The organism is Falsiroseomonas sp. RANM36 (genome assembly GCF_056682175.1).
In genome coordinates, this window is record NZ_JBWXTD010000007.1 from 119,657 (window position 1) to 130,869 (window position 11,213).

12 protein-coding genes (1 of these 12 cut by a window edge) are annotated in these 11,213 nt (G+C 69.7%); 2 read left to right on the forward strand and 10 right to left on the reverse strand.

The genetic code is table 11. The features are described from left to right. Positions 1 to 135 precede the first annotated feature (135 nt). Together aqpZ and AC1MIR_RS24700 are read right to left on the reverse strand one after the other, a co-directional pair. Positions 136 to 849 carry an aquaporin Z gene (gene aqpZ / locus AC1MIR_RS24695; RefSeq protein WP_480030827.1) on the reverse strand — a complete coding sequence of 238 codons (714 nt, stop codon included), beginning with the start codon at positions 847 to 849 and terminating at the stop codon, positions 136 to 138. 115 nt (positions 850 to 964) lie between these two features. Continuing rightward, the gene (locus AC1MIR_RS24700; protein WP_480030828.1) at positions 965 to 1,366 is read right to left on the reverse strand and encodes a cupin domain-containing protein; all 402 of its coding nucleotides are present in this window, start codon (positions 1,364 to 1,366) and stop codon (positions 965 to 967) included. A gap of 97 nt (positions 1,367 to 1,463) precedes the next feature. On the opposite strand from AC1MIR_RS24700, the gene AC1MIR_RS24705 reads away from it, so the two are divergent. Beyond that, positions 1,464 to 1,757 carry a hypothetical protein gene (locus AC1MIR_RS24705; protein WP_480030829.1) on the forward strand — a complete coding sequence of 98 codons (294 nt, stop codon included), beginning with the start codon at positions 1,464 to 1,466 and terminating at the stop codon, positions 1,755 to 1,757. Positions 1,758 to 1,762: 5 nt separating this feature from the next. On the opposite strand, the gene ispH is transcribed toward AC1MIR_RS24705, so the two are convergent. From ispH to AC1MIR_RS24730, 5 genes are all read right to left on the reverse strand, one after another. Beyond that, complete coding sequence (ispH, locus tag AC1MIR_RS24710; RefSeq protein WP_480030830.1) at positions 1,763 to 2,692, reverse strand: 4-hydroxy-3-methylbut-2-enyl diphosphate reductase; 930 nt, start codon at positions 2,690 to 2,692, stop codon at positions 1,763 to 1,765. A 61-nt stretch (positions 2,693 to 2,753) separates the two neighbouring features. Then, complete coding sequence (locus tag AC1MIR_RS24715; protein ID WP_480030831.1) at positions 2,754 to 3,233, reverse strand: GcrA family cell cycle regulator; 480 nt, start codon at positions 3,231 to 3,233, stop codon at positions 2,754 to 2,756. Positions 3,234 to 3,445: 212 nt separating this feature from the next. Then, positions 3,446 to 4,879 (reverse strand): NAD-dependent succinate-semialdehyde dehydrogenase, encoded by a 1,434-nt coding sequence (locus tag AC1MIR_RS24720; RefSeq protein WP_480030832.1) that lies wholly within the window; start codon positions 4,877 to 4,879, stop codon positions 3,446 to 3,448. Between the two features lie 65 nt (positions 4,880 to 4,944). Then, a complete protein-coding gene (locus tag AC1MIR_RS24725) occupies positions 4,945 to 5,988 on the reverse strand; it encodes a C-terminal binding protein (RefSeq protein WP_480030833.1) in 1,044 nt (347 codons plus the stop codon). 13 nt (positions 5,989 to 6,001) lie between these two features. Next, entirely contained in the window at positions 6,002 to 7,177 is a 1,176-nt protein-coding gene (locus AC1MIR_RS24730; protein WP_480030834.1) for a mandelate racemase/muconate lactonizing enzyme family protein, read from the reverse strand. Between the two features lie 105 nt (positions 7,178 to 7,282). Here AC1MIR_RS24730 and AC1MIR_RS24735 point away from each other — a divergent pair, with 105 nt between their 5' ends. Then, the gene (locus AC1MIR_RS24735; protein ID WP_480030835.1) at positions 7,283 to 8,044 is read left to right on the forward strand and encodes an SDR family oxidoreductase; all 762 of its coding nucleotides are present in this window, start codon (positions 7,283 to 7,285) and stop codon (positions 8,042 to 8,044) included. 21 nt (positions 8,045 to 8,065) lie between these two features. Here the strand turns inward: AC1MIR_RS24735 and AC1MIR_RS24740 are convergent, their stop codons facing one another. The 3 genes in view from AC1MIR_RS24740 to AC1MIR_RS24750 are tightly spaced (at most 3 nt apart) and all read right to left on the reverse strand, a layout consistent with a single transcriptional unit that may run on beyond the window. Then, positions 8,066 to 8,968: a carbohydrate ABC transporter permease gene (locus AC1MIR_RS24740; RefSeq protein WP_480030836.1), complete on the reverse strand. Its 903-nt coding sequence runs from the start codon at positions 8,966 to 8,968 to the stop codon at positions 8,066 to 8,068. Next, complete coding sequence (locus AC1MIR_RS24745; protein WP_480030837.1) at positions 8,968 to 9,921, reverse strand: carbohydrate ABC transporter permease; 954 nt, start codon at positions 9,919 to 9,921, stop codon at positions 8,968 to 8,970. Before AC1MIR_RS24745 ends, AC1MIR_RS24740 begins: the two co-directional genes overlap by 1 nt. Before the next feature lie 3 nt (positions 9,922 to 9,924). Next, positions 9,925 to 11,213: the 3' portion of an ABC transporter substrate-binding protein gene (locus AC1MIR_RS24750; protein ID WP_480030838.1), read on the reverse strand. The gene runs 64 nt beyond the window's last position; the window shows 1,289 of its 1,353 coding nt (coding positions 65–1,353); its start codon lies off the right edge, out of view — the gene reads right to left on this strand; its stop codon occupies positions 9,925 to 9,927.

The window sequence follows — 11,213 nt, forward strand, 5'->3', positions numbered from 1 at the left end:
GGCGCGCCCCCCGGGCGGCCGCCGGGCCGCTCACCCGCGCCGCGACGCCGCGGTGGCAGCGCCTCGTGCAGATCTCCGGCGCCAAGGTGGAGTGAAGGCAGGGGCGCGGGGCAGCGCCCCGCACCCGTCAGGCCGTCAGCGACCGTCCCCTTCGACGAGCGCGCCCGGCGCCTCGTCCTGCAGCCAGCGCGAGACGATGCCGGCGGCGACCGCGCCGGCGATCGGCGCCAGCCAGAACAGCCAGAGCTGCAGGATCGCCGTGCCGCCCGAGAACAGCGCCGGGCCGGTGCTGCGCGCCGGGTTGACGCTGGTGTTGGTGACCGGGATCGAGATCAGGTGGATCAGCGTCAGGCCAAGGCCGATGGCGATCGGCGCGAAGCCCGCCGGCGCCTTCCCGTGGGTCGAGCCGATGATGATCATCAGGAAGAAGAAGGTCATCACCACTTCGGTGACGAGGCCGGAGAACAGGCCGTACTGCCCCGGCGAGGCCGAGCCGTAGCCGTTCGCCGCAAGCCCGCCCGCGAAGTTCGGCGCTCCGGATGCGATGATGTAGAGCAGCAGCGCCCCGAGGATCGCGCCCACCACCTGCGCGCCGATGTAGCCCGGCGCCTCGCTGGCCTTGAAGCGGCCGGCCGCGACCAGCCCGAGCGTCACCGCCGGGTTGAGATGGCAGCCCGAGATGTGGCCGATGGCGTAGGCCATCGTCAGGACGGTCAGGCCGAAGGCCAGCGACACGCCGACCAGGCCGATGCCGACCTCCGGGAATTTGGCGGCCAGCACGGCGCTGCCGCACCCGCCGAGCACCAGCCAGAGCGTCCCGAGACACTCGGCGACGAGTTTGCGCTGCATGACGTCCCCACGATTCACGACTGCATTGGCCGCCGGCTGCGCCGCACGACCGAGAGGGAGTGGGAACCACGGCCGTTGCGGCGTCAATCCCGGCCGAAGGCGGCGTATCGAAATGTCATCGCGCGGGCGCGGAGGCGCTCGCCGGCGCAGGAACGTCCTCGGTGGGGAACTCCGCCGGGCCGGTGATCTCGAGCAGTTCCAGATCCTCCGAATGTGCGATCTCGCGGTGGCGGATGCGGGGTGGCTGGTAGCAGGAATCGCCGGCGCGAAAGGTCTTCTCGCCGACATCCTCGTATTCGAAGCGCACCCAGCCCTTCAGCACGAAGAACATCTGGAAGCCGAGGTCGTGAGTGTGCCACTGGCCGGTGGCGTGGGCGCCCGGGATGGCGCGAATGACATGCGCGCCGAAGGCGCCGGCGGTGGCGTCGCGGATGCCGAGGTCGCGATACTCGAAGAATGCCCGCAGGCCGCGCTCGAACTCTGCGTCGGCGGCGTGGCTGGTGGTGGTGGCTGGCATGCGGTGTCCTCCCTTGGCGGGGCCAGTCTAGGCACGTCCGGGCACCCGCGTCCGCGTCAACCTTGCGGCAAGAACCGTCGCGTAGGGTGAGAGGGCGATGTCCTACGTCTCCGCCCCGCCGCCGCTGGCGATCGCCACCCATGTCGCGATGCGCGGGCAGCGCCGCGCCGAGAGCCTCGCGGCCGACGGGGCGGAGCGCATGATGCTCGCGGCCGGCGCCTCCCTCCAGCAGATCGGCCGGGGGCTGGTGGAGGCGGTGCAGGCCTCGCCCGACGCGCTGCGGGCGCTCACCGACCTGCACCAGGCGCGGCAGGCCTATCTGGGGCAGGCCGAGATGGCGCTGCGGGGCGCCGATCCGCGCGCCGCGGCGCTGCTGCGCTGGTCGCTGTAGCGCGGCTACTCGGCGGGCTGCAGGCGGGTCGGCAGGCGGAAGGTGACGTCCTCCGTGATGCCGGGAAGCGCCGAGACCTCGGCGGCTCCGAGGGCGCGGAGCGTCGCCACCACCTCCTCCACCAGGCGCTCGGGGGCGGAGGCGCCGGCGGTGACGCCGACGGCTGTCGCACCCTTCACCATCGCATGGGTCAGCGCGCCGGCATCCGCGATGAGATGGGCGCGGGCGCCGCATTCCTCGGCGATCTCGCGCAGGCGGTTCGAGTTCGAGCTGTTCGCGGCACCCACCACCAGCACCACGTCACACTCCTTGGCGAGGTCGCGCACGGCGGTCTGGCGGTTCTGGGTGGCGTAGCAGATGTCGCGCGTGCCGGGGCCGACCACATCGGCGAAGCGCGTCTTGATCGCCTCGATCACGTCCCTGGTGTCGTCCACGCTGAGCGTGGTCTGGGTGACGTAGGAGACGCGGGCGTCGAGGGGGATCGGCAGGGCGGCGACATCGGCGACGTCGGCGACCAGGTGCACCTCGCCGTCGATCTGGCCGAGCGTGCCCTCGACCTCCGGGTGGCCGTCATGGCCGATGAGGATCACGGCGCGGCCTTCGCGCGCGTAGCGGCGGCCTTCCACATGCACCTTGGTGACGAGGGGGCAGGTGGCATCGAGCACATCGAGGCCGCGCTGCGTCGCGTCGCGCTCCACCGCGCGGGCGACGCCATGGGCCGAGAAGATCGTCAGCGCGCCGGGGGGGACCTCGTCCAGCTCGTTGACGAAGACGGCGCCCTTGGCGCGCAGGTCCTCGACGACGTGGCGGTTGTGCACGATCTCGTGGCGCACATAGACGGGGGCGCCGTGGATCGCGAGGGCGCGCTCCACGATCTCGATCGCCCGCACGACGCCGGCGCAGAAGCCGCGCGGCTCGGCAAGAAGGATGCGCATCCCGACCCGTCCCTCACTCATCCGCCAGCATGTAGGAGGCGGCGGTGGGTGTGAATAGGCGTCAGGCGGCGTCCTCGCGGCGGTCGCGGGCCTTCACATAGGCGACGGCGGCGTGCTCGGCGCAGTAGGGCTTGCCGCCCAGGGCCTCGGCCGCGCAGAAGCGGAAGCCGGGCTGGCCGGGCTCGCCGATCGGCCAGCAGCAGGCGCGGGCGGCCGAGAAGCGCGGGAAGCTGCGCACCACCGGGGCGGGCGCGGCGACCGGGGTCAGCACCGGCACGGGCGGCGGCGGCGCGACGGGCGGCAGGGTGAGGCGCGGGGCGATGCCGGCGGGGCGCGGTGCACGCACCGGTTGCGGGCGCGGCGCGGCCCCCTCGGTGGCCTCGCGGCGGATCGGCGAGGGGCGGGGCGGCAGGTTCAGGCGGTGCGCCTTGCCCACCACAGCGTTCTTCGAGATGCCCATGCGGCGGCCGATTTCCGCCGTCGAGTGGCCTTCCGCCCAAAGGGCGCGCAGGCGCTCGATGGCCTCGTTCGTCCAGTCCATTTTCGCTGGCTCCCACCTGCCCCCAGACACCAGATACGGTAGGACAATGCGGCGGTGGGGCACAAGTTCTAGGTGTGGGCCTGCATGCGAAAAGCTGTGGATATTAAGGTCCGGTCCCCCCAGGCGTGACGCGCCAAAGGCTCGCCTCCGGTGGGACGGGGGGCGGGGGGCCCCCCCCCCCCCGGGGGCGGGGGGGGAGGGGCTTCGCCGGGTCAGAGGCCGGCCTGGCTCACGAACTTGGTGTTGAGATAGGCCTCGATCGCCTCCGAGCCGCCCTCGGAGCCGTAGCCGGAATCCTTCACGCCGCCGAAGGGCACTTCCGGCAGCGCCAGGCCGAGATGGTTGATGGTCATCATGCCCGTCTCGACCTTCGCCGCCACCGCATTCGCCGTCTTGGCGCTGCGCGTGAAGGCATAGGCCGCCAGGCCGAAGGGCAGGCGGTTCGCCTCCTCCACCACCTCGTCGAATTCCTTGAAGGGCGCGATCATGGCGAGCGGGCCGAAGGGCTCCTCGTTCATCATGCGCGCTTCCTTGCCGACGCCTGTCAGCACCGTGGGCTGGTAGAAATAGCCCTTGTTGCCGATGCGCTCGCCGCCGGCATGGACCTCCGCCCCCTTCTGGCGTGCATCGGCGACCAGCCCCTCGACCCAGGGGATGCGGCGGTCATGCGCCAGCGGTCCCATCTGTGTGCCATCCGTCATGCCGTCGCCGACCTTGAGGCCCTTGGCGATCGCGACGAACTTCTCGACGAAGTTCTCGTAGAGCTTCTCCTGCACCAGGAAACGCGTCGGCGAGACGCAGACCTGCCCGGCATTGCGGAACTTGGCGCCGGCGAGGGTCTTCACCGCGAGGTCGAGATCCGCGTCGTCGAAGACGATCGCCGGCGCATGGCCGCCGAGTTCCATCGTCACGCGCTTCATGTGCTGGCCGGCCAGCGCGGCCAGGTGCTTGCCCACCGGGGTCGAGCCGGTGAAGGTCACCTTGCGGATCACCGGATGGGGGATGAGGTATTCGCTGATCTCCGCCGGCACGCCATAGACCAGGTTCACCACGCCCGCGGGCAGCCCGGCATCGACGAAGGCCTTGACCAGCATCGCCGGGGAGGCGGGCGTCTCCTCCGGCGCCTTGACGATGATCGAGCAGCCGGTGGCCACCGCCGCGGACAGCTTGCGGACCACCTGGTTGATCGGGAAGTTCCAGGGCGTGAAGGCGGCCACCGGTCCGACCGGCTCCTTCACCACCAGTTGGTAGACGCCCTCGGCCCGCGCCGGCACCACGCGGCCATAGGCGCGGCGGGCTTCCTCGGCGAACCAGTCGATGATGTCGGCGGCCGCCATCACCTCGATCTTCGCCTCGGGCAGCGGCTTGCCCTGCTCGAGCGTCATCAGCCGCGCGACCTCGTCGGCGCGGGAGCGCAGGATGTCGGCGGCCTTGCGCATGAGCTTGGAGCGGTCGTAGGCCGAGACCCTCTTCCAGGCCGCGAAGCCCTTCTCGGCCGCGGCCAGCGCCTCGTCCAGGTCGTCCTTGCCGGCATGCGCGACCTGGCCGATCACCTCCTCGGTCGCCGGGTTGAGGACCGGGAGGGTCCGGCCCGAGCGCGCGGCGCGCCACGTGCCGTCGATATAGAGCTGCGTGTCCTGGTACATCCGCGTTTCTCCTGGCGTTCGGCGCGCAACCTAGTCCGATGCGTCTGCCGCGTGAACCGTCGCGATCAGCTGTTCGGACCCCGCTCCATCGCATAGGGCTGCCAGCGGCGCAGGCCCGAGCCGGGCAGCACCGTGGGGTTGACGCAGCTCATCGGCCAGCGGCCGGACAAGACCAGCGCCATCTCCTGCCCCGCCCGGCGCTTGCGCGCCTCGTCGAAGCGCGCGGAGGCGGAGGCGTTGTGCGGCGAGAGGATGACATGCGGCATGCCGATCAGCGGGCTGTCCTTCGGCAGCGGCTCCACCTCGAACACGTCGAGGCCGGCACCGGCGATCTGGCCGGATTGCAGCGCCGCGACCAGCGCCGCCTCGTCCACCGTCGGGCCGCGGCCGGTGTTGATGAAGATCGCCGTCTTCTTCATGCGGGCGAAGTGCTTCGTGGTCAGCATCTTCTTCGAATCCGGCGTGTCCGGCGCGTGCATGGAGACGAAGTCGGACTCGGACAGGACCTGGTCCAGGCTCGCCGGCACCACGCCGAGCGCGGACATGGTCAGTTCGTCCACAAAAGGGTCGTAGGCGATCATGCGCAGCCCGAAGGCCTTGGCGCGCATCGCGGTCAGGCGCGCAACGCGGCCGAAGGCCACGAAGCCGAGCGTGCTGCCCATCAGGCGCGGGATGTTGAGAAGCTGCGGCCGGCCCTCGCCCCAGCGGCCCTCGCGCACCATGCGGTCCTGCTCGATGCAGCGCCGATGGGTCGCCAGCAGCAGCATCATCGCGTGGTCGGCGACTTCCTCGATGAAGGTGTCGGGGCAGTTGGTGACGGGGAGGCCCTTCGCCGTAGCGGCGACGACGTCCACATAGTCCACGCCCACGGTCGCGCAGGTGATGACCTTGGCCTTGCTCAACGCCTCGATCATCCGCGCGGTGAACTTCATCCCCTTGGCGTAGACGGCATCGGCCAGCGGGGCCGCGGCGATGAAGGCCTCCTCGTTCGGGGCGCATTCGACGATCTCGGCGCCGAGCCGCTCCAGCGCCTCCATCTCCAGGTCGTAGCCGCCGCCGGCGACGGTGAAGGATGCCCCCGCGGGCGTCAGGATCCGGAAGCTCGACACGCTCGGCGTCTCCTCAATGCTTCGGCGGGCGCGCGCGCACCGCCTTCTCGTTGACCTCGATGCCCCAGCCGGGGCCATCGGGCAGGATCATGTCGCCATCCTCGATGACCGGAGGCGCGGAGACGAATTCGTCGCGCCAGGGGCAGCTGTCGATGTCGATCTCCATGATGCGGAAATTCGGGATCGCGGCGCAGAAATGCGCGCTGATCACCGACGACATGTGGCCGTAGAAATTGTGCGGGGCGCAGTTCACTTCGAAGGCATCGGCCATGGCGGCGATCTTCGCGCTCTCGCCGATGCCGTTCCACACGACGTCCACGATCGCCGTGTCCATCGCCTGGCGCTCGAGGAAGGGCTTGAACTCGCGCCGGCCGTGCAGCGTTTCGCAGGAGGCGATCGGGCAGCGCGCCCGGGCGCGGATCAGCGCGAGCGAGGCGGGGTCGTGGCTGTCGATCTCGAGCCAGGTCAGGCCGAAGGGCGCCACCGTGTCCGCTATGCGCAGGAAGCCCTCGGTCTTGAAGTGGAAGTTGACGTCGAGCATCAGGCCGAACTCGGCGCCGACGGCCTCGCGGATCACGCCGAGCTGCTCGCGGGCCCAGCGCTCGGTCGTCTGGTCCCAGTTGAGCTCTGGGAAGCCTGGCGTGCGGCCGAAGCCAGGGTTGAAGTAGTGCAGCCGGCCGTCGAGGTTGCGGAGGATGTTCGTCTTGAGCGCGCGGAAGCCGTGCCGCTTGACCTCGGCCGCATGGTTGGCGAGGTCGTCATAGGTCTCGAGCGGCGGCAACAGGCCCGAGGCGCGCTGGCTGACGCGGTAGGTGGCGAAGTGCGACCAATACACGGGGATCCGCGACCGCACCGGGCCGCCGAGCAGCGCGGCGACAGGCTTGCCCGCTTCCTTCCCGCGGATGTCGAACAGCGCGTTTTCGATCGCCGCGATCGCCTGCTGGTTGAGCCCGCCGCGCGACTGGCGGGTGTGGACATGCAGATGCGCGACGACCGCCTCGCTCGCGCGGGGATCCATCCCCAAGATCAGCGGCGCCAGCGCCTCGATGACCTGAGAAAGCCCGCGGCTGCCGAAGGCCTCGTTGTATTCGGACCAGCCCGTGACGCCGCAGGCGGTGTCGATCCGGAGGAAGGAGAAGGTGCGCCAGCCCGCATCGGCGACCAGGGTCTGCACCCGTTCGATCCGCATCGTTTCCTCCACGCGCCGCGGCGGGAGCCTCGCACGCGTCCCGCCGGTGGACAAGCAGGCAGGGCGTCGTAGGCTGGCCGCGCGACGATCAGGGGAGGACGCGACGTGACGAGGCTCGCCGGCAAGGTGGCATGGGTGACCGGGGCCGGCAGCGGCATCGGCGAGGCGGCGGCGCTCAAGCTCGCCGAGGAAGGTGCTGCGGTGGTGCTGACCGGCCGGCGCCACGCGCCGCTCGAGGCGGTGGCGGCGCGCATCGTCCAGTCGGGCGGCACGGCAGAGGTCCATCCGGCGGACCTGATGGATCCGGAGGCGGTGAAGGCCGTGGGCACCTTCATCGGCAGCCGCTTCGGGCGGCTCGACATCCTCGTGAACAATGCCGGGCTCAACATCACCGCGCGGCGCTGGGCCGTGCTCGATACCGAGGGCGTGGACGAGTTGGTGCGCGGCAATCTCTCCTCCGCGATGTACTGCGTGACGGTCGCGCTTCCGTTCATGCGCAAGCAGAAGGACGGCGTGCTGATCCACACGGCGAGCATGGCCGGGCGCAACGTCTCGCCGCTCAGCGGTCCCGGCTACACGGCCGCGAAGCACGGCGTGGTGGCGATGAGCCACAGCATCAACATGGAGGAATGCGTCAACGGCATCCGCAGCTGCGTCGTCTGCCCGGGCGAGGTGGCGACGCCGATCCTCGACAGGCGGCCGAACCCGGTCAGCGCGGAGGAGCGCGCCAGGATGGTGCAGAGCGATGACGTGGGCGACCTGATCCGCTACGTCGCCTGCCTGCCGCCGCATGTGACGATCAACGAGGTGTGGATCACGCCGACCCACAACCGCAGCTACGTCGCGGCGCTGGAGCGCAAGCTGTAGCGCGCCGCACGGCCCGGCGCGCTATTCCTTCACCGCGCCGGTCAGCGAGGACACGTAGTAGTCCACGAAGAAGGAATAGAAGATCGCCACCGGCAGCGAGCCCAGCAGGCTGCCCGCCATCAGCGCGCCCCACTGGTAGACGTCGCCGGTGACCAGCTCCGTCAGGATCGCGACCGGCACCGTCTTGTTCTCGCTGCTCTGGATGAAGGCCAGCGCGTAGATGAACTCGTTCCAGGACAGCGTGAAGCTGAAGATGCCCGCGCTGATCAGGCCCGGCACGGCCAGCGGCAGCGTGATCTGGCGCAGGATCTGCAGGCGCGAGGCGCCGTCGATCAGCGCGCACTCCTCGAGCTCGTAGGGGATGGACTTGAAGTAGCCGATCAGCAGCCAGGTGCAGAACGGGATCAGGAAGGTCGGATAGGTCAGGATCAGCGCGAAGGGCGTGTCGAACAGGCCGAGCTGGAACACCATCGTCGCCAGCGGGATGAACAGGATCGAGGGCGGCACCAGGTAGGCCAGGTAGATCGCCAGCCCGACATACTGGCTGCCGGTGAAGCGCAGCCGCTGGATCGCATAGGCGGCGAGGGTGCTGGCGAAGAGCGACAGGAAGGTGGCGGCGACGGCGACGAGCATCGTCGTCCACAGCCATTTCGGATAGCTGGTGCGGAACAGCAGGTGATGGACGTGCTCGAGCGTCGGCGAAGTGATCCAGAGAGGGTTGTGGGTCGCGAAGTCGTAGAGCTCGGCGTTCGGTTTGAACGCCGTCACCGCCATCCAGTAGAACGGGAACAGCAGGATGATCACGAAGCAGGCGAGGGGCACATAGAGCGTGACGACACGCCGGCTGCGGCTGTCCCAGGCCATCGCCTCCGGCGCGGCCGAGGCCGTGTTGGTGCTGCCTGGGCTGGCGGCTACGTCCGACATCAGTCGTTGCTCTCCCCCTGCTGCCACTTGCGCCGGGCAAGCGCGAAGTAGCTGAACAGCGTCGCGAAGACGAGGAACGGGATCATCGCCACCGCGATCGCCGCGCCCTCGCCGAGCTGGCCGCTCGGGATGCCGCGCTGGAAGGCGAGGGTGGCCATCAGATGCGTCGAATTGACCGGACCGCCGCGGGTGATCGAATAGACCAGCTGGAAGTCCGTGAAGGTGAAGATGATCGAGAAGGTCATCACGATCGCCAGGATCGGCAGCAGCATCGGGAAGGTGATGTAGCGGAAGCGCTGCCAGGGTGTCGCGCCGTCCAGCAACGCCGCCTCGTAGAGAGAGGGCGAGATGGTCTGCAGCCCGGCGAGCAGCGTGATGGCGACGAACGGGATGCCGCGCCAGATGTTCGCGGCGATCAGGCTCCATCGCGCGGGCCACGCCGTGTTGATGAAGTCCACATTCGTCTCGCGCAGGCCGAGCTCGATCAGCACCCAGGAGATGATCGAGAATTGCGGGTCGTAGATCCACCAGAACGCGATCGCCGAGAGCACCGTCGGCACGATCCAGGGCAGGAGCACGATGGCGCGCAAGAAGGACTTGATCGGTAGGTGCTGGTTCAGCAGCAAGGCGAGCCAGAGCCCGAGCGCGAATTTCCCGACCGTGGCGACGGCGGTGTAGAACACGCTGAAGAACACCGCGCTCCAGAAGATCGGGTCCTCCAGCAGGTATTCGAAGTTCTCCCAGCCGACCCAGATCCCGCGCCGCCCGATCGTCGTGTCGGTGAAGGCCAGCCACACGCCGAGGGCGAGCGGGTAGGTCAGGAAGGTCATCAGCAGGCCGACCGCCGGCAGCAGGCAGATGACGATCAGGAACGCCTTGTTGTCGAACAGCCGCGCCAGCGCGCCGGGTTGCTGGCGTGTCCTGGTCCAGGCCGGCGCGGTGGTCGCGGACATGGCTCAGCGCGAGCGGAAGTGGCGACGGGCGCGGCGTTCCGCCTCGGCCGCCGCCTGCTGCGGCGTGGCCTGGCCGGAGGCGACGGAGGCGCACATCTGCACCAGCACGTAGTCGGCATTCGCCGCCGCCGAGGCCTGGCTGATCGGCCCCTTGTAGCCGGCGTAGAAGGTCGAATCCATGACGTTGCGGAAGATCGCGATCTTGGGGTCGCTGCGCCATACCGGGTTGTCGGCGTAGGCGTTCAAGGGCTGCGACCAGTAGCCGAGATTGGCCGCCAGCCACGGGTTGTACTGGTCCGCCTCCATCAGGAAGGTCAGCAGCGCTTTCGCCGCGTTGGGGAAGCGGCTGTGGCGGAACACCATCCCGTTCAGCGTGAGCCCCGCCATCGGCGAGGTCGCCGCCAGCCCCTTCGGCAGCAGCGTGTGCTCGGTGTCGTCGGCGATCGGGCGCGTCGCGGGGTCGTTCTTCAGCGCGAAGTAGAGCGACACGCCGTTCGCGGTCAGCCAGACCTCGTTCGCGGCGTAGGCGCGGTTGTTGCTGATGTCGCCCCAGGCGATCGTGCCCGGCACGAAGGTCGCATAGAGCTCCTTGAGATATTCGAGCGCGGCGATCGTCTCGCGCGAGTTGATCGCGACGTTGCCCTGCTCGTCCACGAGGTAGGCGCCGAAGGACCAGACCAGCCACTGCGCGAAGCCGTTGCCGTCGCCCACCGCGTTGCCGAGCGCGAAGCCTGCCGGCTTGTTCATGCGGCGCAGCGCCTGGCAGAGCCTGAGGAAGCCCGCATGGTCATCCGGGATGCTCTGGAAGCCCGCCTCGTTCACCGCGGACTTGCGCCACACGAGCGGACCGCCGGAGGCGCCGAAAGGCAGGCCGAGCCAGTTGTCGGTGCCGTGGCGCTTGCCGTAGCGCTGCGCCATCACCTTCCAGCCGCCGTATTTCGCGCCGAGGTAGTTGGCGACGTCGGTCATGTCCACCAGCTTGTCGGCGTAGATGTGCGGCGCCTCGTTGAAGCCGATGATGCAGTCCGGGCCGGCGCCGGTGTTGGCCGTGACCGCCGTCTGCTGGGTGATGTCCTCCCACCCGACGAAGTCCACGCGGACCTCGATGCCGTTCGCCTGCGCGAAGCGCGCACAGTTGGCGCGGAAGACCTCCTCGTCCGGCTGCACGAAGCGCACGGGCCGCAGCATGCGGAGGCTGGCGCCTCGCTCGATCGGCAGGTTCGGCATAGCCGGCTGCGGCCCCGGGGGCGGCCCGGCGGCGGCGGCGCCCCCCCCGCCCGCCCCCCCCCCCC

What these genes read in the sequence shown, in the direction of transcription:
- aqpZ (WP_480030827.1), bottom strand. Translation starts at nt 849, where the DNA reads ATGCAGCGCAAACTCGTCGCCGAGTGTCTCGGGACGCTCTGGCTGGTG.
- AC1MIR_RS24700 (WP_480030828.1), bottom strand. Translation starts at nt 1,366, where the DNA reads ATGCCAGCCACCACCACCAGCCACGCCGCCGACGCAGAGTTCGAGCGC.
- AC1MIR_RS24705 (WP_480030829.1), top strand. Translation starts at nt 1,464, where the DNA reads ATGTCCTACGTCTCCGCCCCGCCGCCGCTGGCGATCGCCACCCATGTC.
- AC1MIR_RS24730 (WP_480030834.1), bottom strand. Translation starts at nt 7,177, where the DNA reads ATGCGGATCGAACGGGTGCAGACCCTGGTCGCCGATGCGGGCTGGCGC.
- AC1MIR_RS24720 (WP_480030832.1), bottom strand. Translation starts at nt 4,879, where the DNA reads ATGTACCAGGACACGCAGCTCTATATCGACGGCACGTGGCGCGCCGCG.
- AC1MIR_RS24715 (WP_480030831.1), bottom strand. Translation starts at nt 3,233, where the DNA reads ATGGACTGGACGAACGAGGCCATCGAGCGCCTGCGCGCCCTTTGGGCG.
- ispH (WP_480030830.1), bottom strand. Translation starts at nt 2,692, where the DNA reads ATGCGCATCCTTCTTGCCGAGCCGCGCGGCTTCTGCGCCGGCGTCGTG.
- AC1MIR_RS24740 (WP_480030836.1), bottom strand. Translation starts at nt 8,968, where the DNA reads ATGTCGGACGTAGCCGCCAGCCCAGGCAGCACCAACACGGCCTCGGCC.
- AC1MIR_RS24745 (WP_480030837.1), bottom strand. Translation starts at nt 9,921, where the DNA reads ATGTCCGCGACCACCGCGCCGGCCTGGACCAGGACACGCCAGCAACCC.